Below are 19,874 nucleotides of genomic sequence, written 5' to 3'. Positions count from 1 at the left end.
ACCCTTGACCCGCGGGCCTCTGCGCACGAAGGGCAGGCCCTACGGGGCAGGCGGGTAGCCAGCCCCTTCATGCGCAGGCCAACCCAGACCAGGGCCAATCGGGGACCGGGGGATTTCACTCCCTGGGCGGAGTTCGGAATCGATTACTGGTCACCAGGATGGAAACTCTGACCGCACCCGACCCGTCCAGATTTCATCCAGTAGGTCCCGGAGGTGCGCTGGCTCGTCGAACACTTCCTCGGCGGTCTCGATCGCCGCGTACACGTCGGGGTGTGCGTCGATGAACTCTGCGGCTCCGTCGAATCGGGGGTAGTGGCACCTCAGTTCCTCAGCCCATGGTTCGACCAGCACGCCGATTTGCCACATCGCTGTCAGGATGTCTGCGAGCCGCATCTGTGCGGGTATCACCGCATCGGTATCGAGATCCGGTTCCGTCCACCCGCCGGCGAGTATGGACAATCGCAGTCGTGAGGACCATGCCGAGACTCGGTGAGCTCGATCCCAGATGCTCGAGGGCAGTGGGTAGGGCTCGAGATTCACCATCGGATACGAGCCATTGCACAACAGGTACGCCACGTGTCGTTCGAAATCGGCGGGAATCCAACTTCCGCGCCGCAACTGCCGACGGGCCTCCACGACGATCGCTCGCGCATGCATTACGCGCGCGTTGAAGGCAGTGAGATCCACAGGCGAACGATAGCGAACGACCCGCTCATCGGCATGAGCGGACGTTGGGCTGACCCCAGCAGATTCGGTGCGCAGTGAGTACGCGGCGCTGCCCAGCAGTACCCATTTCATCCAACGCTGTGACCGGACACGACGAAGCCGCGGACCATCTCGCACGTTCACAGCAATCGGTAGGAGTACTGACGCATCTGCCACTCGCCCGCATACCGCTCACTCCAGCCCGAAGGGCGGACGAGTACGAGTTCGTCGTCCTCGACCCAGAATCGAGTGCCGCGTTCCACGAACACTGGCGCGAACAGGACGAAGGCAGAGGCGCACATTCCCGGCCCGTCCGACTCGACTGCATCGATCAGTAGCGCGCGCGGCGCTGTGTACCGGCCATGCTGGTCCTCGAATCGCACCTGTGCATTCTCGCGTCCGACAGCGGAAACCTGCCATCTTGCATGTCATTCCGGTACGCACTGACGCCATTCGGTGCCAGGACCGCCTAGCCCTCGAGCGCCTGGCCCAACGGAAACGTGGGCACAATAGCCGCAGTCAGGCATCCCCTGTGGGCGAACAATTCCTGGCGTGAGTGGGGCGCAGACACCAGCACCGAACGGAACTCGTCGTCCGCTTCGTCGACAGTGGTATCGCAGAAGGCGCAAAGGTAGGAATTCATTCGCCAACTACTACTTCGACGGCTTCTTGTTCAGCCCGTCCCAGACCTGATTCAACCAGGCACGAGGTTTCGGAAACGCCATCAGGGGTAGCGATAACACGCGCAGCGCGACCAGCAGGTAGCCCACGACTTCCCCGAGCACCTGCGCAGCGACGGCCACCAAGCAGGCGATTGCCACAACTGCCAACAGCGCGAAAAGGGGCCAATGCCCTTGACCCCAGGCTTCGAAGGAGCCGAACCCGGCGGCACCACCGGCAACAACGACCAGCAGAAAGACGGGAACGTCCCACCAGCTGTTCGATCCGCTGGACCACCACCTGATGACTGGATGGGTGTTGGGCACGGCCATGTGGGATCTCCCTATCGATGAACAGGATCGGACACTACACTCCGCCGAGCCGAATCCAGCCCATCAGCACGAACGCAGGGACAGTCATCAACATGGTGATCAGCGGGTTGCACAGCTACGCGGGACTGAACTGAACGGTCCTCCAAGCGTCCTCGGCGTTCGGGCCTGGTGTCACCTAGGCTTTTGGGGTGCCGAAGCTCATGTTGTCCAACTCCGACTCGGACAAGACCCTTGTGGTCTGGCTCGAACCGCTGGGCGAGGACTACTGGATGAATCCAGGCGATGAGCTCACCTTCGATTACGAGGATGCCGACTACTGCGAGAGCGTGATCGGCGAGGGCAACGGGCACTTTCTGGTGTCGTGGCTGGCCGAGGGCTTCGTGGTCTGGCCGGCCGCCCGCTATGGCAGCACCGTCCGCGATCGATCAGGCGCCGAGGTCGATTGCGGTCATCAGCGCCCGGCGGATGTTGATCTCGCGTGGCGACGCGCCGGATGCTTCGGCCCGCGCGACCAGGGCCGATAGCAGCATTCTGGGCACTGACGGCGACGGTGGTGATAGCCATCGGTGGTGGGTGTGATCCCGTGGAAAGAATTGGGCGAATCGGACAGTGGTCCGGCATGATTCGTCGGTTCGTGTCGACGTGTGTTCACAAAGGAAAAGTGCTTGATGAAGTTCATGGGTAAGGCTGTCGTCGCGGTGGCGGCGGTGGGTCTTGCGGCCGGGTCGGTGTTCGGTGCCGGTGCGGCGAATGCGGCCGGGTTGCACGGTGCGATCGCGTTCAGTGTCGAGGACTGGAGTTACGGGACCAGTATCGACGCGCCGAGTCGCGACGAGGCCATCGACGAGGCGCTCGCGTGGTGCGGGCTGGGTGGGATCTCCGACTGTGTCGTGCTGGTGGATTGGGCGAATGGCTGTGGCGCGCTCGTCTACACCGACGGTGCGGTCGCCTCGGGCGCCGGCTTCAACAGCTCGGCCGCGTTGTTCGGCGCCTACACCAGTATGGCCGGCTACCACCCGCCCGCGATGCTCGCCAATGTCGGTTCCGCGGACAAGTCCGATACGAAGGTCAGTGAGGTGCTCTGCACCGCCAACGCGAGCTGACCGTCAAAGTCGTCGGCGGCGCTGATCGACGCGCGGTGCTTCGGTGGAGTGGGTCAGGGCGTTGTACAACCAGTTGTGGGCTCTGCCGACGGTGACGCGGGATCCGAAGAACTGTTCCGTCAGGGTCCAGTAGCGATGGATTCGGTGGTCGGAATCGGTTGCGTCGGTGCGCAATCGCCGACGGAAATCGGGAGAGTCGCGTTCTCCTCGGGCGTGCGCGTGGGCGTGGACGAAACGGTCGAGTTCGGTTCCGGCGTGCGGAAGCACGTCTGCCGAAACGAGTGGTGCGACGTCCCGCATCACCTCGTCCATGTCGGCGTAGAGTTCGCGACTGTCCCGGATCAGCTCCGACCGGTGTCGCCAGTATTGCCGTCGGACGGCGCCGTGCATGCCCGGCGAGGCGGCAAGGGCAGCCAATTCGGCATAGGCGACGACGTCCTCGACGGACGGATCAGCGGGCGGCTCCGGGACGTTCCAGTACACCCACAGATCGATGTCGTGCCGAGGTATCGGCGCGAGGACGCGCCGCCAGAACTGGATGAGGCCATCGTGTACGACGCCACCGTCCTGTGCGGCGGCCAGCAGCGCGAGCCGCTCGGTTCGCTGTAGTGGGCCGGCCGACTCCACCGCCCGCAGTGCTGCCCGCCGCCACGCCAGCGATCTGAATTCGATGTCGAGTCGGGCACTTTCGGCGGCGATGGCTTCGGCGATCGACTGTTCACCGCGCAGCACATCGACGATCGAACCGAGTCCGAGGCCGAGCGCGCGCAACCGGCGCACCAGGAGCAGTCGTTCGGTTGCGCTGTCGGCGTCGAACAGGCGATGCCCGCCCGCGCTGCGCTGGGATTCCACGATGCCTTCGTCGCAGTAGAACCGAATCGTGCGCACGGTGAGGCCGGTGCTGCGCGCCAACTCCCCGATACTCACCAGCCCGCTGCGCAGTGTGTCGTCCGTCACAAGCAGTTGCACCTCCACCCCACTGGAGCTTTTAGCGTACTGACACCGCCGCTCGACCCCGTCGAGGCACCGGGCCTCCGGCCGACGCGGACAGGTGATCGCACCGAGGAAGGGTGATTCGTGGCTACCACGCAGGAAGAGATCGTCGCAGGCATCGCGGAGATCGTGGAGGAGGTGACCGGCATCGACGCCGAAGAGGTGGTGCTGGAGAAATCGTTCGTCGAGGATCTGGAGATCGACTCGCTGTCGCTGGTGGAGATCGCCGTGCAGTTGGAGGACAAGTACGCGGTGAAGATCCCCGACGAGGACCTGGCGAGCCTGCGCACCGTCGCCGACGCGGTCGCCTATGTCCAGAAGATGGAGGCCGAATTGCCGCAACTCGCTGCGGAAATGGAGGCGAAGTACAAGGAGGGACAGGGAGGTGCCGGCGGCCCGGCGGTGTCTTGACCTGAAGTGTGGTTGGGGATTCAGAGTGGTGGCATGGAGTTCTCGGGCGTTGAAGGGCAAGGCGACGATGCGGTGCTGCTGTCGGAGGCGATGACCGTCCGGGAGTGGGTGGCTCGGGCGGCTCGGCCGTTGACGACGGTGCAGCCGTCGGCGCCGCTCGATGACCTACTGCCGCTGGTGGCGATGGTGGGGGAGGCGTCGGTGGTGGGTTATGGGGCCGGTACGCGTGGCGCCCATGAGGTGTTCTCACTGCAGGACCGCATCGCCCGTTTGCTGGTGGGGGAGGCGGGGTTCCGGGTGATCGCCTTGGATCAGGATTGGACCTTGGGTCTGCGGTTGGACGCGTTCGTGCGTACCGGCGTCGGAGATCCGCGCGAGATTCTGGCCGAGGCGGAGGCGTTCGCCGCTACCGAAGAGGTCCTCGCGCTGGTTCTGTGGATGCGCGCGTTCAATCGGGAGCATCCCGCGGATCCGGTGCGGGTGGTGGGGGTGAGCCCGCACGCGGTCGATCGCAGTGTCTATGACGCGGTTGTGGAGTACGTGCGGGAGGTCGCTGCCGACCGGGCGGCCGAGCTGGCGGATCTGTATGCCGATGCACTGCCGAGTGGGAACATCGACGCTCATGTCGACCGATTCCGCGGACTGTCGCATCGTGCGGACCGGGTCGAGCGGGTGCGCGACGCGTATCGGCTGGTCGCGGAGGTGGCCGCCGGACAGTCGGGGTGGGCGGTGCAGGCGGCGCGGGTGATCGTGCAGTTCCATGAGCTGCACGATCACGACAGCAGTCCCGATGATCCGTTGAACATGGCCTATTACGAGGCGGCGTTCGCCGAGAACGTCGAATGGTGGCACCGCTACACCGGGCAGAAGGTGCTGTTCTGGTCGTCGAGCTCGCACACCGCCAATGCCCGCCACCGGGGATTTCCGCCCGACCCGGCGGCGGAGTCCCGCAACGCGGGCAGTTACCTGCGTGAACGCCTCGGGGCCGGCTACAAGTCGGTGGGGCTCACCTTCCGCGACGGTGACCTGGCCACGTTCGACGACCAGAAGTCCGTGCACGTACCAGGCGTCTCACCACGGTTGTTCGAGGCGTTCTTGAGCGCCGTCGACCTCGACCACTACCTGCTCGACCTGTCGACCGACGCACCGGCGGCGGTGACCCGACCGGCTTTCCCGCACGGCCGAATTCAGAATGATCGGTCGCGACTACGACACCGACGACGACCACTACATGACGGGCGGATCAGCCAGGGAATTCTTCGACATCATCGTGCACTGCCGACAGGTCACACCGGCCCGCTCTTTGTGACCTCAGCAGTAGTAGCAGACCTTGTTGGCCGGGAGTTCCACGTGGCAGTTCAGGCAGACGGGCTTGCGGACCGGTTCCGGCTTGGGAACGGTGACGGCGCGGCGGGAGGTGGCGGTGCGCTTGGCTTCGACCGCCTCGGCGGCTTCGGTGGCGGCCAGGTCCTCGGAGGTGCGGTGGCGGACGGCGGCGACCTTGGGGGGCAGGGTGGGCAGGCCGCCGTCGGCGGGGAGGTCGGTGGCGTAGTGCTGGTAGCACTGCCAGCGGGCCGCGGCGGCGTGCATCTCGAGATCGTCGGGGATGGGCAGGCCCGCGAGTTCGAGGATGTAGCGGTAGCCGGTGCCGACGGTCTGGTTCTTGCGCACGCACAGCGCGCTCAGCGGCGGCTCGTTGTTCTTGTGACAGCGCTCGGCGACCTTGTCCAGCACGACGGGCAGCCAGTGCTGCCACTTCACCTGGGTCCGGATGCCGGACTCCTCCTGCACCAGCTCGGCGAGCTCGGTGTTGACGATGAAGTTGTTGAAGCGGCTCGCGGTCGCGGCCAGCACTTCGTGTGCCGCGTCCGTCCACGCCGACCGTGCCTCGGTGAACGTCACGGCGCTGCCGTCGGCCGCGCGCCAGGTGGTCGGGACGGAACTCTGCTGCACATCGATCACCGGAATACGTTATCTACCCGGCTGTTTCGATGCGCATCGGGGGTATGTGCGTCAGCTCACGCCCGGCCATGGATCAGTGTTCGTTCGGACCGGAGTCGTCGCGGTGTTGCTTGCCCAACCGCCACAGGAACTCCGGGTCGTCGTCGGGGCCGAGGACCGGTCTGCGCGGGGGCGGTCCGGATCCCGGTCGGGGATTCTCTGGGCCGAACGCCTTCCAGCACAGCACCGCTACGGCCACGATCGCGATGAGTGCCAACAGGTACGTCACGTCGCTCACCTCCTGCTATCGAGGGTAGCCGTGTCCGCCCCGTGTGCACATCCGCAACGGAAGGGAAATTTCCGGCAAACGCGAGCCGAGTGGCCCGCGTCGGCCGGAGGTGAGTCAGCGGGGCGCTGCCTCGGTGGTGAGCGACTTCAGCAGCTGCAGAACTTCGGACTCGCGGAATCGACGGTGTCCGCCCGGCGTACGCAGCGAACCGAGCCTGCCCGCATGAGCCCACCGAGTGACGGTCTTGGGGTCTACGTGGAACATGGCAGCCACTTGGCCTGGTGTCAGCAGAGTGTCCTGGCCGCCGACGGTGATCGCAGTCATAGCTAACCTCTCCGTTCTCGACAGTTCCCTCATCAGATGGCGTCATCGTCGCACTGCGACCCCCATGTAGTCGAACCACCTACTGTTGGTAAAGGGGAAGTAATAGACAAAAGCCGCGAACGGGGCCGCATCGCGCGAATCGGTCCGGGTTAGGCTGGGGTGGTGAGCGAAGCAACTGGTCAGCAAGGTTCTGGTGCGGGCAAGCGGCTGGTCCGCAATCTGGCCCTCTACACGCTGGCCCGGCTCGGGCTCGTCGTGCTGATCGCCGGTGCCATCATCGGCGTCGCCGCGCTCATCGGGGTCGAGGTGCCGATCATCGTCGCGGCGCTGTTCGCGCTGCTCGTGGCGATGCCGCTCTCGCTGACCCTGTTCAAATCGCTGCGCACGAAGGTGAACGAGGACATCGCCGTCGTCGACGCGCGCCGCCGCCAGGACAAGGCGCAGTTACGGGCCCGGCTGCGGGGTGACGACGACGGAGCCTCGGCGTGAAATACCTCGACCGCAGCGCGCCACGTGACTGGGTCGACAACGCCGTCCGGCTGATCGACGCCGACAGCCAACGCTCCGCCGACACCCACCTGCTGCGGTATCCGCTGCCCGCCGACTGGCCGGTGCAGCTCTACCTCAAGGACGAATCCACCCACATCACCGGCAGCCTCAAGCACCGGCTCGCGCGCTCGCTGTTCCTGTACGCGATCTGCAACGGCTGGGTCACCGAGGGCACGACGGTGGTCGAGGCGTCCTCGGGATCGACCGCGGTCAGCGAGGCCTATTTCGCGAAGCTGCTCGGGCTGGACTTCGTCGCGGTGATGCCGGCGAGCACCTCGCCGCAGAAGGTGGCGCTGATCGAAGCCCAGGGTGGGCGATGTCATTTCGTCGATCGGCCACCGGAGATGTACACCGAGGCCAAGCGTCTCGCCGCCGAATCCGGTGGGCATTTCATGGATCAGTTCACCCACGCCGAGCGGGCCACCGACTGGCGCGGCAACAACAACATCGCCGAATCCATCTTCCAGCAACTGGCACTGGAGACGAATCCGGTGCCGGAGTGGATCGTGGTCGGCGCGGGCACCGGCGGCACGAGCGCGACCATCGGCCGCTACATCCGCTATCGCAGGCACACCACGCGATTGGCCGTCGTCGATCCGGAGAACTCGGCGTTCTACGGCGGCTACGAGACCGGTGACGCGGGCTATCAGACCGGAATGCCCTCGCGGATCGAGGGAATCGGCCGTCCGCGGGTCGAGCCGTCGTTCGTCGGGCAGGTGGTCGATCGGATGATCATGGTTCCCGACGCCGCCTCGATCGCCACCGCTCGACATGCCAGCGCGGTGCTCGGCCGCCGCGTCGGCGGCTCGACCGGCACGAATCTGTGGGGCGCGTTCCATCTGGTCGCCGAGCTGGTCGCGCAGGGCCGCACCGGCAGTGTGGTCACCCTGCTGTGCGACGGTGGCGACCGGTACGCGGGCACCTACTTCGACGATGCCTGGGTGGCCGCCCAGAACATCGACCTCGCCGCGCCCACCGCGGTGCTCACGGAGTTCGCCGCCACCGGTCGCTGGAACGGCTGAAACCCGTCGCGCAACCCTGACATAAGATGTCAGGTTCCGGTGTGAGGATCGACGTCCATGACGACTCGTTACTACACCGCCACCAGCCTCGACGGCTATATCGCCGACCCGGACAACTCCCTGGACTGGCTGCTGGCCGTGGCCGACGCCGAGGACGCCACCGATGACGTGGGCGAGTTCCTGCGCGAGGTCGGCGCCCTGTGCCTGGGCGCGACGACCTACGAGTGGATGGCCGCGAACGACCCGCCGGGGTCCTGGCGCGAGAACTACGGTGACCGCCCCAGCTGGGTGTTCACCCATCGTGAGCTGCCCGTGATTCCCGATGCGAACGTCCGGTTCGTCCAGGGCCCGGTGCGGCCGGTGCACGAGCTGATGGTCGCGGCGGCGGGGGAGCGCGATGTCTGGATCGTCGGCGGTGGCGAGTTGGCGGGACAGTTCGCCGACGCGGGGTTGCTCGACGAGGTGGTCGTCGGGATCACGCCGGTGACGTTGGGCGGCGGGGCGCCGCTGCTGCCGCGCCGAATCCTGTCCGACCGGATGACGCTGGTCGACGTCGCGCGGATGGGGCAGTTCGCCAAGCTCACCTATCGGCTGGCCTGACCGTCGTCAATTTTTGTTGACAACGCTCGAATCGTCAATCAAAATTGACGGCATGACCGATGCGACAACCCTCGCCTCCGCGGCGGGCAATCCCGACCCGGCGGTCGGCCTGCGCGCGGTACTCGCGCTGCGCAGGCTGGCCGACCGGCTCGAGACCATCCAGGTGGCCAATGCCAGGGCCAACGGCTGGTCGTGGCAGGCGATTGCCGAGGCGCTCGAGGTGAGCAAGCAAGCGGTGCATCAGAAACACAACCGAAAGGGCGGTACCCGCTGATGTTCGAGCGATTCACCCGAAATGCCAGGGAGGCCGTGGTCGCGGCACAGGAGGAGGCAAGGGGGCTCACGGCGCGCCACATCGGGCCGGAGCATCTCCTGCTCGGCGTGCTCGCCCATGCCGAACCCGGCCTGACGGCGGTCCTGGCCGCCCGCGAGATCACCGCCGAGGGCGTGCGCGCCCAGCTCGCCGAGCGGGCGACCAAGACTCCGCTCGGCACCGACGACGCCGAGGCGCTGCGATCGATCGGTATCGATCTGGACGCGGTGCAGGCCAGCGTCGCCGAGAACTTCGGACCCGATGCCTGGGATCAGGCCGAACCCCCGCCCAAGCGTGGGGTGTTCGGTCGGCTCCTCGGCGGCGACCGCGGACACATCCCCTTCACGGCCGAGGCCAAGAAGTCACTGGAACTGTCGCTGCGCGAGGCGGTCCACCGCAAGGCGCGGGAGATCGACTCGGCGTACCTGCTGCTCGGCATCCTGCGGGCCGCCGAAGCGCCCACCGCCGACCTGCTCGGCGGCCGCGAGGTGGTGGCCGGTCTGCGCGCCGACATCTACGCCACGCTCGACCGGGCGGCGTGAATTCGGCCCGGCCGAATGTGTCAGACCCGCCGCGGTGTCGGTTCCCCGGCTTAGCATTGCGGGTATGCAGCTAGCAATACGGTTGGTCATCAACGCCATTGCCCTCTGGGCTGCGGCCGCGTGGATCGACAAGATCGATATCTACGTGCCGCCCGAGTGGTCAGCGGAGTGGGGCAACTGGGGCAAGGCCCTGGTCCTGCTCATCGTCGCGGCCGTGTTCACCGCGGTCAACGCGGTGATCAAGCCGATCGTGAAACTCCTGTCCCTGCCCTTCGTGATCCTCACGCTCGGCTTGTTCCTGCTGGTGGTGAACGCGGCGATGCTGTGGCTCACCGCCAAGATCACCGAGATCACCGACTACGGCCTTCGCGTCGATGGCTTCTGGGCCGCGGTGTGGGGTGGCGTGATCATCATGCTGGTCAACTGGGTGCTCGGCATTCTGGTCCCCGACCGCGACTGACGCCGGGGCTCAGCCGAGGCCGACGGCCAGCGCGCTCAGCGCCGACCAGGCCAGCAGGGCCAGCCCGGAATCACGCAGGGCGGGAATCAGTTCCAGCCCGCCCTTGCCCGTGCGCACCGGGGCGTTGGCCCGGACCGCCAGCGGTAACGCCAGCAGTCCGGCCAGCGCCCACGGCGTGCGGGCGATCAGCGCGAGGCTGATCACGAACGGTGCGACGAGCAGCGCCAGGTGCAGGGTGCGGGTGCGCGCGTCACCGAGCTTCACCGCGAGGGTGACCTTCCCGGATTCGGTGTCGGTGGGGATGTCGCGCAGATTGTTGGCCACCAGCACCGCGCTGGAGAACGCGCCGACGCCGATCGCGAGCAGCAGACCCACCCAGTCCACGCGCAGCGCCTGCACGTACTGGGTGCCGAGCACCGCGATCAGGCCGAAGAACACGAACACGGCGATCTCGCCGAAACCGCTGTAGCCGTAGGGCTTGCTGCCGCCGGTGTAGAACCAGGCACCGGCCAGGCACAGCGCGCCGATCAGCACCAGCCACCAGGCGGTGGTCGCGGCCAGCACCAGACCCGCGACGGCGCCGATCGCCAGACTCAGCACGGCGGCGGTGCGAACGGCGGTGGGGGAGGCCAGCTTCGACCCGACCAGCCGCAGCGGACCCACCCGCACGTCATCGGTGCCGCGGATGCCGTCGGAGTAGTCGTTGGCGTAGTTCACCCCGATGATCAGGGCCAGCGAAACCAGCAGCGCCAGTATCGCTTTCCACCAGACGGCCCCGTCGATCGATGCCGCCGCGCCGGTGCCGGCGATCACCGGGGCGATCGCGTTGGGCAGCGTCCGCGGCCGGGCGCCTTCGATCCATTCCGCTGCTGTTGCCATGGATCGAAGCGTAGCCCCGCGCTCAGGACTCGGCAGATTCGGCGATCGTCTTCAGCCGGGCCAGGCCCTTGTCGAAGTCCTTGCCGACGAGGTTGTCCATCGGGAACACCTTGCCGAGCACGCCCATCAGCCCCGTCTGGGTGCCGGTCATCTTCCAGGTGACCTCGGTGCCGGTGGGGGTGGGGTCGAGGGTGAAGGTGACGAAGTTGGTGGCCTTGAACGGTTTCTCGAAGGTCAGCTCGATGCCGATCTCGTGCTCGGCGTCGGCCTTGATCTCCATCGAGCCCGCACCGGCCTTGCGGTTGCCGCGCCAGGTGTAGCGGGCGCCGACGCCGGATTCGGGCCCGGTGTAGGTGCGGGCCAGCTGCGGGTCGGCGTCCTCCCACGGCGACCACAGCCGCCACTGCCGGAAATCGTCGATCAATGCGTGGATTCGTGCCGGTTCGGCGGCGATGGCCGTGCGCCGGATCACCTCGAAGTTGCCCATGACCGTGAGCCTAGGACGCGGCGGTGACATATTTCGGCTGTGCGCGGCCGGGTGTCGGCGGGCGGTCGTCGGCGTCGGGAGTTCGTCGGCGCGCTCGCCTACGATGAGTTCCGGCATGTCTGCACACCTTCACGGCCCCGACGGGCCGCCGCCCGCCATCTCGGCGGTCACCTCCCGGGTCGTCGTGGGGGTACTCGGCGCGATCGCGATCCGCCGCGACCACGCTCTCGTGACGCTGCCGGGCGCCAGGGCCCGACTGCTGCTCGCGGCACTGGCGGTGCGACCCGGCCGCGCGCGCAGTGCCCAGGCGCTCGTCGACGAGGTGTGGGGCGAACAGCCGCCGCGCGCGCCGATGAACGCGCTGCACACCCAGGTGTCGCGCCTGCGGGCACTGTTGCCCGACGGCGCGCTCGAGGTCGGCCCGGCCGGGTACCGGCTCGTGCTCGACGCCGACGCTGTCGACCTGTCGTCCGCGTCCGCTCTCGCCCGGCGCGCCGAGGACTTCCTCGCGATGGGCACAGTCGCCGACAGCCTCACCGCGATCACGGCCGCTCGTGCGCTCTGGCGCGGCGAGCCCGCCGCCGACCTCCCCGACTCCGGGCCTGCCGAGGAGCTGCGCGCGGTCACCGAGCAGCTCGAACGCACCCTCGACGGCCTGGAACTCACCGCCCGGGTCCGTCAGGGCGACCTGACCACCGCCGTCTCGCTGGCCCGCGCCGACGCCGCCGCACGACCATTGGACGAACCCGCGCACGCGACGCTGATCCGCCTGCTCGCTGCGGCGGGCCGCACCAGCGAGGCGCTCGACGTGTTCGCGGGCTACCGCCTCCGCCTGATCACCGACCTGGGCGCCGACCCCGGTCCCACGCTGGTGTCCCTCAACGCCGCGATCCTGCGCGGTGAGCCCATCGACCTGTCCGGTCCATCCGGGAACGGGGTATCGGGCGAGTCGGATGTTGCCGAGAGGTCCAGCGGAGTGACGGGTCCGCACACGAACGGGGAGACACCGGCCGGCCGACTCGACGGGGCAGGCACGAAGTCGACATCAACCGACGGCTCGCAGGCCGGATCCACCGGCAACCCCGCCGACCCGCTCACCCGCGACCGGACCCCATCGACCGATCGCCACGACACACCCACCGCGCTCGGCCTGCGCGCCGCACCGAACGCCCTGCTCGGTCGGGCCACCGATCTCGACGGCATCGTGGACATGGTCGGCCGTTCCCGGGTGACGACGGTGCTCGGTCCGGGCGGCACCGGCAAGACCAGGGTCGCCAACGCGGTGGGGGAACGGCTCGCGCGATCGGTGCCGGTCGTCCTGGTGGAGCTGGCGCCGATCCAGGCGGCCGGTGCCGACGCGCGCACCGAGATCGAGGCCGCGATCAGCCATGTCATGGGGCTGGGTGAGGTGGTGCGGGAGCCGGTCGGGATCCGGCAGGGCAGGCAGTTCGACGCGCGCGGCAGGTTGCGCGAGGCGCTGGCGGCCCGGCCGACGGTGCTGATCCTGGACAACTGTGAGCACGTCATCGACGCCGCCGCGGAGGTGGTGGCCGATCTGGTCGGGGCGTGCGCGCAGCTCACGGTGCTCACCACCAGTCGTTCGCCGCTGGCGATCACCGCCGAGACCGTCTATCCGCTGGCGCCGTTGGCCATCGACGCGGCGGGTTCGCCCGCCACCGACCTGTTCTCGGCGCGCGCCCGCGCGGTGCGCCCTGACGTGCGCCTCGACCCCGACACCGTGGCCCGGCTGTGCCGGACCCTCGACGGTCTGCCGCTGGCGATCGAACTGGCGGCGGCGCGGGTGCGCACGATGAGCGTGGCCGAGATCGAGACCGGGCTCGAGCATCGGTTCGCCCTGTTGCGCAGCGGTGATCGGTCCGCGCCGCAGCGGCATCGCACGCTGCACGCGGTGATCGCGTGGAGCTGGAATCTGCTCGAACCCGATCAGCGGATCGTGCTGCGCAGGCTGTCGCGGTTCGCGGACGGGTTCACCGCGCCCGCCGCCGGGATCGTCGCGGCGGGCCCCGAGGTGCCCGATGTCGCCGCCGCGGTCGACGGGCTGGTCGGGCAGTCCCTGCTCACGGTGCTCGACGACCCCGATGGCGCGGGCAGCAGATATCGCATGCTCGAGACGGTCCGCGAGTTCGGCGCCGAACAGCTCACCGCCGTCGACGCGCTGACCGACGGCACGGAATCCACTCTCGTGCGGGATCGGATGGCCTGCTGGGCCCGGCAATTCAGCCTCGACGCCGCCCAGCGCTACGCCGCGGGCGACCAGGTGAGCGCCGTACTCGCGGTGACCGCGGAACTGGACAACCTGGTGGCGGTGTTGCGCACGGCGATCGAGACCGCCGACGCCGACACCACCCACACCGTGTTCCCGGTGGCCGCGACGGTGTGGGTGATGCGCGGCGCGCACCTGGATTTCACCGGCTGGGCGCTGCGCGTGGTGCCGGTCGTGCCGCCGGTCCCGTCCCACGGGCTCGCCGCCGATCTGCAGATGGTCACCCATGTGCTGACGAGCCTGCACCTGCTGTTCGTCAACGACGGTGACCTGCGGCTGGTCGCGATCGTGCGCATGCGGGTCCGGCGCCTGCTCGCCGTCACCACCGAGCTCGATCCGGGGCTGCGCTTCCTCGGCGAGCTGATCAGCGGACCACTCACCGCGGTGCGGCTGGCCCGGCTCTTCGCCGAGGGCGCCCGCTCGCCCGAACCGCACGTCCGGCTCGCGGCCCGGATCGCCCGCGCCAACTTCTGGGAGAACTCGGGCAACGTCTTCGGCTCGACCAGGGAGGCGCTGCGCTCCCTGGACTCGCTCGATCCCGAGGACGTCTGGCTCACCGCCATGGTCTGTCAGCACCTGGCGCAGCTCAGTGGCCAGTCCGCGCGCTACGGCGAGGCGGTGGGCTACTACGGACGTGCCGTCGACCTGATGCGCCGCTTGCAGATCCACGACGAGGTCACCGAGATCCGCTGCTATCAGGCCGCCGCCCTGGTCGGCGCCGGACGACTCGACCAGGCTCGCGCCGAACTCGCCTTCGCCCTGCGACCGGGCGAGTCGGGTCTGCGCCAGATCGACGACCCCTCGATCCGGCGCAACCATCGCCTCTCCGCCGTCGCCACCGCCGTCGCCGAACTCGACCTGGCCGACGGCGACATCGACGCGGGCCTGCGCCATCACCGCCGGGCCCTCGACCTGCTCGGCTGGCCCGACTACGAGCTCGCTCCCGGACCCGGCGCCCTGATGGTGGCCGCGGTGACGGTCGACGCGTTCGTGCTGCACGGCCGCGTCGACGAGGTGGCCGACGTGGTCGAGGCGCTGCGCGCGACCGCCGAACAGCGCCTGTCCCAGTACGTCGACCTGCCGCAGATCGGCGCCGTGGCGTGCGCGCTCGGCTCGGCCCTGCTGGCCACGGGCGAGGAGGTCGGCCTCGAACTCCTCGCCCTGGCCACGGCCTCGAAGGGCCGCCAGGACAATCCGTCGATGGAAGTGGCCCGCCACCTCGCCCTGCACCGGCCCGTGGTCGGCGCGGCGGCGGTGGAACGGGCGCGGCGCGCGGCCGCGGGACTGCGCCGGATCGATGCCGCGCGGCGCGTTCTCGCCATCATCGGCGAGCTGTCGTGACACTGCACCGCCTCCGACCCGGGTGGATCGGAGGCGGTGCATCGGATTTCAGGCCCGGCGCATGTAGGCCCGCACGGTCAGCGGCGCGAACACCGCGATGACCACCAGCGAACCGAGCAGCGACCAGACCAGATCGGCGCCGTAGCTGTTGGCGTTCATCAGCTCCCGGCAGGCGTTGACCAGGTAGTACACCGGGTTGAGGTGGTTGAGTCCCTGCATCCAGCCGGGCATGGTGCTCACCGGGGCGAAGGCGCCGGACATGAACGTCAGCGGGAACATCACCATCATCGAGATGCCCTGCACGGAGGCGGCGCTCTTGCCGGTGACGCCCACCAGCGCCCACACCCAGCTGATCGCGAACGAGCACGCCACGACCACCAGGCAGGCCGCGATCACGCCGATCGGTCCACCGGCGGGCCGATAGCCGAGGCACAGGCCGACGATGACGGTGAGCGTCGAGGCGATGCCGTAGCGCACCATGTCGGCCAGCAGCGCGCCCGCCAGGGCCGAGATGCGGGCGATGGGCAGGGATTTGAAGCGGTCGAACACGCCCTTGTCCATGTCCTCGCGCAGCTGGGTACCGGTGACCACGGAGGTGATCAGCACCGTCTGCACGAGGATGCCGGGAATCAGCACGGGCAGGTATTCGGCCACGCTGCCGGAGATGGCGCCGCCGAAGATGTAGGTGAACATCGCCGTGAACAGGATCGGCTGCACCGTCACGTCGAAGAGCTGTTCGGGATTGTGCTTGATCTTGAGCAGGCCGCGATAGGCCATGGTGAACGAGTGGGAGACCGTCTCGCGCAGGCCGACCCGGTCGCTGACCCGCGGGTCGGCTTCGGTGGGCGCGGGAGCGGTGAGGACTGCGGTCATGCCGCGCTCCGTTCGGTGTCGTCGGATTCGTCGGCCGGGTGACCGGTGATGGTGAGGAAGACCTCGTCGAGGGTGGGCTTGCTGACCGTGATCTCCTCGACGCCGATCTCCCACTCGCGCAACCGGATCAGCAACTCGGCGGTGAGGTTGGGATCGGTCAGCGGCGCGGTGAGCTTGCCCGCCTCGGGGCTGGTCTGCACGCTCACGTCGAGGAAGTCGGCGATGATCCGGCGGGCCTCCTCGAGCTGAGCGCGTTCGACCAGGGTCAGGTGCACCGAGGAGCCGCCGATGGAGGCCTTGAGCTCGTCGGCGGTGCCGTCGGCGATGACCCGGCCGTGGTCGATCACGGCGATCCGGTCGGCCAGCTGATCGGCCTCGTCGAGGTACTGGGTGGTGAGCAGCACGGTCGCGCCCTCGGCGACCAGCCTGCGGATGGTGTCCCACATCTGGGCGCGGGTGCGCGGATCGAGGCCGGTGGTCGGTTCGTCGAGGAACAGCAGCGGCGGGGTGGCGATGAGGCTGGCGGCCAGGTCGAGGCGCCTGCGCATGCCGCCGGAGAAGTTCTTCAGCGGCTTGTTCGCCGCCTCGGTGAGCGCGAACTCCTCGAGCAGTTCGGTGGCACGGCGGCGGGCGTCGGTCCTGCTCAGGCCCAGCAGGCGGGCGAAGATGATCAGGTTCTCGGTGGCGCTGAGTGCCTCGTCGACCGAGGCGTACTGCCCGGTGACGCCGATCAGCGAGCGCACCGCGTTGGGCCGGGCGACCACGTCGTGCCCGAAGATCCTGGCGCTGCCGCCGTCGGGGTCGAGCAGGGTGGCCAGCATCTTGATGGTCGTCGTCTTGCCCGCGCCGTTGGGGCCGAGCACGCCGTAGACCGAGCCGCGCGGCACCGCCAAGCTCACCCCGTCCACGGCGCGCTGCTTACCGAACACCTTGACCAGGCCGTCCGCCTCGACGGCGAGCGCTGAAGTGGGTGTGAAAGTCATGCGGGCCACGTTGCCCGCCCCCACTTGCACCGCTCTTGCACGGCGCTGGCACGGCCCGTGCAAGGCCGTGCGAGCTCAGTGCGGGGTGTTCGCCAACAGGTGCTCGCGCAGGGCCGCGCGGTCGGGTTTGCCTGGTCCGCGCAGCGGGATCTCGTCGAGTACGGCCAGCTCGCGCGGTGCCGCGATCGAGTCGAGTTCGGCGACCACGTGGGCGCGCAGTTCCTCGAGCGTCGGCGCCGCGCCGGGTGCCGGCACGATCGCCACCGCCACGCGCTGGCCCAGCCGCTCGTCGGGCAGGCCGAGCACGATGCACTCACGGATACCGGGGTGATTGGCCAGCACGGCCTCGACGACCTGCGGGATCACCAGCAGCCCGCCGGTCATGATGGCCTCGTCGAGGCGGCCGGTGATCGTGAGGACACCGTCGTCGAAGGTGCCCGCGTCCTCGGTGCGGAACCAGCCCGGCTCGGCGAAGGCGGGATGATCGGGCAGATTGCGGTAGCCGCGCGCGATCATCGCACCGCCGAGCAGCACCCGGCCGTCCTCGATGCGCACCTGCGTGCCGTCCAGCGGCACGCCCTCGTAGACACAGCCGCCGCAGGTCTCGCTCATCCCGTAGGTGCGGACGACGTTGATGCCCAGCTCCCGCGCCCGGTCCAGGACGGGCAGCGGAGTCGCCGCCCCGCCGACCAGGACCCCGTCGAGCTCGGCCAGCGCCTTGGCCGCCACCGGCGAATCCAGCGACTTGATCAGCTGCGTCGGCACCAGCGCGGTGTAGCGCCGCGGCCCGCGCATCGCGCCGACCGCACCGGCCAGCGCCTCGGGCAGGAATCCGCCCGACACGTCGAGCACGGTGGGCTCGGTCCCGGCCAGGATGCTGCGCAGCAGGACCTGGATGCCCGCGATGTGATGGGTCGGCAGCGCCAGCAGCCAGCTACCCGGCCCGCCGAGGCGGTCGTGGGTGGCGTTGCCGCTGGCCCGCAGGGCTTCGGCGCCGAGCAGGGCGCCCTTGGGGATGCCGGTCGTGCCCGAGGTCGTCACCACCAGGGCGACGTCGTCGTCGATCGGATCGCCGGGCTTGAGCGCGTCGGAGAGCCTGCGCGCCTCGCGGCGATCGGTGGTCGGGATCGGCAGCCAGGCCGGACCGTTGCCGTCGAGCGCTTGACGCAGATGGGGAAGCACTTCGCCGACACCGGAACCGGTCGGCATCTGCAGCGTCCGCAGGGTCCTGCTCACGCCACCACCTCCGGATACAGCTTCCTGCGCGCCCTCACGGCTTCGATCGTGTCATGCGACCGAGCAGACCCGGCCGACGGGTCTGTTTGCGCTTGCTCGCAGCTATCGTGCGCGGCCGGACCCGTATCGGCAACTCGGGTCGGCCGCCCTCGATCACCGTTCACTCCGGCGACCAGCGCTGGTCCCGCCGGATCGGATGGTCGACCGGCACCTGGACCAGCACGATCGCCACTCCGTCGGGATCACGCACCCACATCTCCCACAGGCCCCACGGCTCGAGCACCGGTGCGCGCTCGATGGCAATTCCCTTCAGCGCCAACTCCGCCGCCGCGTCGGTGACATCGCGGACCTGCAGCCAGATCGCGCCGTCGAAGCCGCCCGATTCGCCGCTGCCGCCGTGTGCGGCGACCTCGATCAGCGACTGTCCGGCGAACAACACCGTGCCGCCCGGATACTCCCTGGCGATCGCCAGACCGAGTCCGTCGCGGTAGAACTCCAGCGTGCGCGCGTAATCGCTGGGGCGCACGATGATCCGGCTGTTGAGAATCTCCATCGACTCTTCCGTTCTCAGAAGTACCAGGGATAGGGCGCCCAGTCGGGCTTTCGCTTCTCCAGGAACGAGTCTCGGCCCTCGACCGCCTCATCGGTCATGTACGCCATTCTGGTCGCCTCACCGGCGAACAGCTGCTGGCCGACCAGGCCGTCGTCGAGGAGATTGAACGCGTACTTCAACATGCGCTGCGCCTGCGGGGATTTGCCGTTGATGTCGGCGGTCCACTCCAGCGCGACGTTCTCCAGCTCGTCGTGATCGACGACCTTGTTCACCGCACCCATCTGGTGCATCTCCTCGGCCGTGTAGGGCCTGCCGAGGAAGAAGATCTCGCGCGCGAACTTCTGCCCGACCATCTTGGCCAGGTAGGCGCTGCCGTAACCGCCGTCGAAGGAGCCCACGTCGGCGTCGGTCTGCTTGAACCGCGCGTGCTCGCGCGAGGCCAGGGTCAGATCGCAGACCACGTGCAGGCTGTGCCCGCCGCCGGCGGCCCAGCCGTTCACCAGCGCGATCACGACCTTGGGCATGAACCGGATCAGCCGCTGCACCTCGAGGATGTGCAGCCGGCCCGCGCGCGCGGTGTCGACGGTGTCGGCGGTCTCGCCCTCGGCGTACTGATAGCCGTTGCGGCCGCGGATGCGCTGATCGCCACCGGAGCAGAACGCCCAGCCGCCGTCCTTGGGGCTGGGCCCGTTGCCGGTGAGCAGCACCGCGCCCACATCCGGCGACATCCGCGCGTGATCGAGCGCGCGGTAGAGCTCGTCGACGGTGTGCGGACGGAACGCGTTGCGCACTTCGGGCCGGTCGAACGCCACCCGCACCGTGCCCTGCTCGATGTGCCGGTGATAGGTGATGTCGGTCAGGTCCTCGAACCCGGGGACGGGTCGCCACAACTTCGGATCGAAAGTCACGACCACGATTATTGCCCTACCGTCGGGCGGCTCGGTACGAGGTCGTAACACCGCAGGTGGAGCGGTCGCCGCGTGTACCGAGGACC

24 protein-coding genes and 1 pseudogene are annotated in these 19,874 nt (G+C 68.5%); 11 read left to right on the top strand and 14 right to left on the bottom strand.

What is annotated here, in order from left to right; genetic code table 11:
* Positions 1-150: 150 nt before the first annotated feature.
* From ACFVVM_RS14725 to ACFVVM_RS14715, 3 genes are all read right to left on the bottom strand, one after another.
* A complete protein-coding gene (locus ACFVVM_RS14725; protein WP_387617637.1) occupies positions 151-687 on the bottom strand; it encodes a hypothetical protein in 537 nt (178 codons plus the stop codon).
* A 158-nt stretch (positions 688-845) separates the two neighbouring features.
* Complete coding sequence (locus tag ACFVVM_RS14720) at positions 846-1,007, bottom strand: hypothetical protein (protein WP_387617635.1); 162 nt, start codon at positions 1,005-1,007, stop codon at positions 846-848.
* A 351-nt stretch (positions 1,008-1,358) separates the two neighbouring features.
* Positions 1,359-1,697, bottom strand: a complete 339-nt coding sequence (locus ACFVVM_RS14715) for a hypothetical protein (protein WP_387617633.1) — start codon at positions 1,695-1,697, stop codon at positions 1,359-1,361.
* 188 nt (positions 1,698-1,885) lie between these two features.
* Here ACFVVM_RS14715 and ACFVVM_RS14710 point away from each other — a divergent pair, with 188 nt between their 5' ends.
* Both ACFVVM_RS14710 and ACFVVM_RS14705 read left to right on the top strand, forming a co-directional pair.
* The gene (locus ACFVVM_RS14710) at positions 1,886-2,221 is read left to right on the top strand and encodes a hypothetical protein (RefSeq protein WP_387617631.1); all 336 of its coding nucleotides are present in this window, start codon (positions 1,886-1,888) and stop codon (positions 2,219-2,221) included.
* A gap of 144 nt (positions 2,222-2,365) precedes the next feature.
* On the top strand, positions 2,366-2,800 hold the full coding sequence (locus ACFVVM_RS14705; protein WP_387617629.1) for a DUF4189 domain-containing protein: 435 nt from the start codon (positions 2,366-2,368) through the stop codon (positions 2,798-2,800).
* A 3-nt stretch (positions 2,801-2,803) separates the two neighbouring features.
* Here the strand turns inward: ACFVVM_RS14705 and ACFVVM_RS14700 are convergent, their stop codons facing one another.
* Positions 2,804-3,757, bottom strand: a complete 954-nt coding sequence (locus tag ACFVVM_RS14700) for a MerR family transcriptional regulator (protein ID WP_387617627.1) — start codon at positions 3,755-3,757, stop codon at positions 2,804-2,806.
* Between the two features lie 120 nt (positions 3,758-3,877).
* Here ACFVVM_RS14700 and acpM point away from each other — a divergent pair, with 120 nt between their 5' ends.
* Both acpM and ACFVVM_RS14690 read left to right on the top strand, forming a co-directional pair.
* Positions 3,878-4,204, top strand: coding sequence for a meromycolate extension acyl carrier protein AcpM (gene acpM / locus ACFVVM_RS14695; protein WP_387617625.1), 327 nt, complete (start codon positions 3,878-3,880; stop codon positions 4,202-4,204).
* A gap of 33 nt (positions 4,205-4,237) precedes the next feature.
* Positions 4,238-5,302: pseudogene (locus ACFVVM_RS14690) on the top strand (erythromycin esterase family protein); the annotation flags it as partial.
* 213 nt (positions 5,303-5,515) lie between these two features.
* Here ACFVVM_RS14690 and ACFVVM_RS14685 read toward each other — a convergent pair.
* The 3 genes from ACFVVM_RS14685 to ACFVVM_RS14675 form a co-directional block, all read right to left on the bottom strand.
* Positions 5,516-6,166, bottom strand: a complete 651-nt coding sequence (locus tag ACFVVM_RS14685) for a hypothetical protein (RefSeq protein ID WP_387617623.1) — start codon at positions 6,164-6,166, stop codon at positions 5,516-5,518.
* A 73-nt stretch (positions 6,167-6,239) separates the two neighbouring features.
* Positions 6,240-6,434 carry a hypothetical protein gene (locus tag ACFVVM_RS14680; protein WP_387617621.1) on the bottom strand — a complete coding sequence of 65 codons (195 nt, stop codon included), beginning with the start codon at positions 6,432-6,434 and terminating at the stop codon, positions 6,240-6,242.
* A 114-nt stretch (positions 6,435-6,548) separates the two neighbouring features.
* Positions 6,549-6,758: a BldC family transcriptional regulator gene (locus tag ACFVVM_RS14675; RefSeq protein ID WP_019049435.1), complete on the bottom strand. Its 210-nt coding sequence runs from the start codon at positions 6,756-6,758 to the stop codon at positions 6,549-6,551.
* Between the two features lie 162 nt (positions 6,759-6,920).
* On the opposite strand from ACFVVM_RS14675, the gene ACFVVM_RS14670 reads away from it, so the two are divergent.
* The 6 genes from ACFVVM_RS14670 (at position 6,921) to ACFVVM_RS14645 (ending at position 10,244) form a co-directional block, all read left to right on the top strand.
* The gene (locus ACFVVM_RS14670; RefSeq protein WP_071931996.1) at positions 6,921-7,247 is read left to right on the top strand and encodes a DUF4229 domain-containing protein; all 327 of its coding nucleotides are present in this window, start codon (positions 6,921-6,923) and stop codon (positions 7,245-7,247) included.
* Positions 7,244-8,329 carry a PLP-dependent cysteine synthase family protein gene (locus ACFVVM_RS14665; RefSeq protein ID WP_387617618.1) on the top strand — a complete coding sequence of 362 codons (1,086 nt, stop codon included), beginning with the start codon at positions 7,244-7,246 and terminating at the stop codon, positions 8,327-8,329. The genes ACFVVM_RS14670 and ACFVVM_RS14665 overlap by 4 nt, the downstream gene beginning before the upstream one ends.
* A gap of 57 nt (positions 8,330-8,386) precedes the next feature.
* On the top strand, positions 8,387-8,929 hold the full coding sequence (locus ACFVVM_RS14660) for a dihydrofolate reductase family protein (protein ID WP_387617616.1): 543 nt from the start codon (positions 8,387-8,389) through the stop codon (positions 8,927-8,929).
* A gap of 52 nt (positions 8,930-8,981) precedes the next feature.
* The gene (locus tag ACFVVM_RS14655) at positions 8,982-9,203 is read left to right on the top strand and encodes a hypothetical protein (RefSeq protein WP_019049431.1); all 222 of its coding nucleotides are present in this window, start codon (positions 8,982-8,984) and stop codon (positions 9,201-9,203) included.
* Positions 9,203-9,784, top strand: coding sequence for a Clp protease N-terminal domain-containing protein (locus ACFVVM_RS14650; protein WP_387617614.1), 582 nt, complete (start codon positions 9,203-9,205; stop codon positions 9,782-9,784). Before ACFVVM_RS14655 ends, ACFVVM_RS14650 begins: the two co-directional genes overlap by 1 nt.
* Positions 9,785-9,848: 64 nt before the next feature.
* Entirely contained in the window at positions 9,849-10,244 is a 396-nt protein-coding gene (locus ACFVVM_RS14645) for a phage holin family protein (protein WP_387617612.1), read from the top strand.
* Positions 10,245-10,253: 9 nt separating this feature from the next.
* On the opposite strand, the gene ACFVVM_RS14640 is transcribed toward ACFVVM_RS14645, so the two are convergent.
* Both ACFVVM_RS14640 and ACFVVM_RS14635 read right to left on the bottom strand, forming a co-directional pair.
* Complete coding sequence (locus ACFVVM_RS14640; RefSeq protein ID WP_387617610.1) at positions 10,254-11,123, bottom strand: 1,4-dihydroxy-2-naphthoate polyprenyltransferase; 870 nt, start codon at positions 11,121-11,123, stop codon at positions 10,254-10,256.
* 22 nt (positions 11,124-11,145) lie between these two features.
* Positions 11,146-11,610, bottom strand: a complete 465-nt coding sequence (locus tag ACFVVM_RS14635) for an SRPBCC family protein (RefSeq protein ID WP_387617608.1) — start codon at positions 11,608-11,610, stop codon at positions 11,146-11,148.
* A gap of 115 nt (positions 11,611-11,725) precedes the next feature.
* On the opposite strand from ACFVVM_RS14635, the gene ACFVVM_RS14630 reads away from it, so the two are divergent.
* Positions 11,726-15,235: a BTAD domain-containing putative transcriptional regulator gene (locus ACFVVM_RS14630; protein WP_387617606.1), complete on the top strand. Its 3,510-nt coding sequence runs from the start codon at positions 11,726-11,728 to the stop codon at positions 15,233-15,235.
* 48 nt (positions 15,236-15,283) lie between these two features.
* On the opposite strand, the gene ACFVVM_RS14625 is transcribed toward ACFVVM_RS14630, so the two are convergent.
* The 5 genes from ACFVVM_RS14625 to ACFVVM_RS14605 form a co-directional block, all read right to left on the bottom strand.
* Positions 15,284-16,108: an ABC transporter permease gene (locus tag ACFVVM_RS14625; RefSeq protein WP_387617604.1), complete on the bottom strand. Its 825-nt coding sequence runs from the start codon at positions 16,106-16,108 to the stop codon at positions 15,284-15,286.
* Positions 16,105-17,091 carry an ATP-binding cassette domain-containing protein gene (locus ACFVVM_RS14620; RefSeq protein ID WP_387617602.1) on the bottom strand — a complete coding sequence of 329 codons (987 nt, stop codon included), beginning with the start codon at positions 17,089-17,091 and terminating at the stop codon, positions 16,105-16,107. Before ACFVVM_RS14620 ends, ACFVVM_RS14625 begins: the two co-directional genes overlap by 4 nt.
* Before the next feature lie 75 nt (positions 17,092-17,166).
* Positions 17,167-18,300, bottom strand: a complete 1,134-nt coding sequence (menE, locus tag ACFVVM_RS14615) for an o-succinylbenzoate--CoA ligase (protein WP_387619203.1) — start codon at positions 18,298-18,300, stop codon at positions 17,167-17,169.
* A gap of 187 nt (positions 18,301-18,487) precedes the next feature.
* Positions 18,488-18,880: a VOC family protein gene (locus ACFVVM_RS14610; protein ID WP_387617600.1), complete on the bottom strand. Its 393-nt coding sequence runs from the start codon at positions 18,878-18,880 to the stop codon at positions 18,488-18,490.
* Positions 18,881-18,894: 14 nt separating this feature from the next.
* Positions 18,895-19,788 (bottom strand): 1,4-dihydroxy-2-naphthoyl-CoA synthase, encoded by an 894-nt coding sequence (locus ACFVVM_RS14605; protein ID WP_387617598.1) that lies wholly within the window; start codon positions 19,786-19,788, stop codon positions 18,895-18,897.
* Positions 19,789-19,874 lie beyond the last annotated feature (86 nt).

It is taken from the genome of Nocardia sp. NPDC058176 (assembly GCF_042883805.1).
In the GTDB taxonomy this organism is placed as follows: domain Bacteria; phylum Actinomycetota; class Actinomycetes; order Mycobacteriales; family Mycobacteriaceae; genus Nocardia.
The sequence above is the reverse complement of the archived record's forward strand: the minus strand, read 5'-3'. Positions and strand labels throughout refer to the sequence as shown.

What these genes read in the sequence shown, in the direction of transcription:
- ACFVVM_RS14650 (WP_387617614.1), top strand. Translation starts at nt 9,203, where the DNA reads ATGTTCGAGCGATTCACCCGAAATGCCAGGGAGGCCGTGGTCGCGGCA.
- menE (WP_387619203.1), bottom strand. Translation starts at nt 18,300, where the DNA reads ATGCCGACCGGTTCCGGTGTCGGCGAAGTGCTTCCCCATCTGCGTCAA.
- ACFVVM_RS14645 (WP_387617612.1), top strand. Translation starts at nt 9,849, where the DNA reads ATGCAGCTAGCAATACGGTTGGTCATCAACGCCATTGCCCTCTGGGCT.
- ACFVVM_RS14655 (WP_019049431.1), top strand. Translation starts at nt 8,982, where the DNA reads ATGACCGATGCGACAACCCTCGCCTCCGCGGCGGGCAATCCCGACCCG.
- ACFVVM_RS14640 (WP_387617610.1), bottom strand. Translation starts at nt 11,123, where the DNA reads ATGGCAACAGCAGCGGAATGGATCGAAGGCGCCCGGCCGCGGACGCTG.
- ACFVVM_RS14660 (WP_387617616.1), top strand. Translation starts at nt 8,387, where the DNA reads ATGACGACTCGTTACTACACCGCCACCAGCCTCGACGGCTATATCGCC.
- ACFVVM_RS14705 (WP_387617629.1), top strand. Translation starts at nt 2,366, where the DNA reads ATGAAGTTCATGGGTAAGGCTGTCGTCGCGGTGGCGGCGGTGGGTCTT.
- ACFVVM_RS14635 (WP_387617608.1), bottom strand. Translation starts at nt 11,610, where the DNA reads ATGGGCAACTTCGAGGTGATCCGGCGCACGGCCATCGCCGCCGAACCG.
- ACFVVM_RS14610 (WP_387617600.1), bottom strand. Translation starts at nt 18,880, where the DNA reads ATGGAGATTCTCAACAGCCGGATCATCGTGCGCCCCAGCGATTACGCG.
- ACFVVM_RS14720 (WP_387617635.1), bottom strand. Translation starts at nt 1,007, where the DNA reads ATGTGCGCCTCTGCCTTCGTCCTGTTCGCGCCAGTGTTCGTGGAACGC.
- ACFVVM_RS14675 (WP_019049435.1), bottom strand. Translation starts at nt 6,758, where the DNA reads ATGACTGCGATCACCGTCGGCGGCCAGGACACTCTGCTGACACCAGGC.
- ACFVVM_RS14625 (WP_387617604.1), bottom strand. Translation starts at nt 16,108, where the DNA reads ATGACCGCAGTCCTCACCGCTCCCGCGCCCACCGAAGCCGACCCGCGG.
- ACFVVM_RS14715 (WP_387617633.1), bottom strand. Translation starts at nt 1,697, where the DNA reads ATGGCCGTGCCCAACACCCATCCAGTCATCAGGTGGTGGTCCAGCGGA.
- ACFVVM_RS14630 (WP_387617606.1), top strand. Translation starts at nt 11,726, where the DNA reads ATGTCTGCACACCTTCACGGCCCCGACGGGCCGCCGCCCGCCATCTCG.
- ACFVVM_RS14620 (WP_387617602.1), bottom strand. Translation starts at nt 17,091, where the DNA reads ATGACTTTCACACCCACTTCAGCGCTCGCCGTCGAGGCGGACGGCCTG.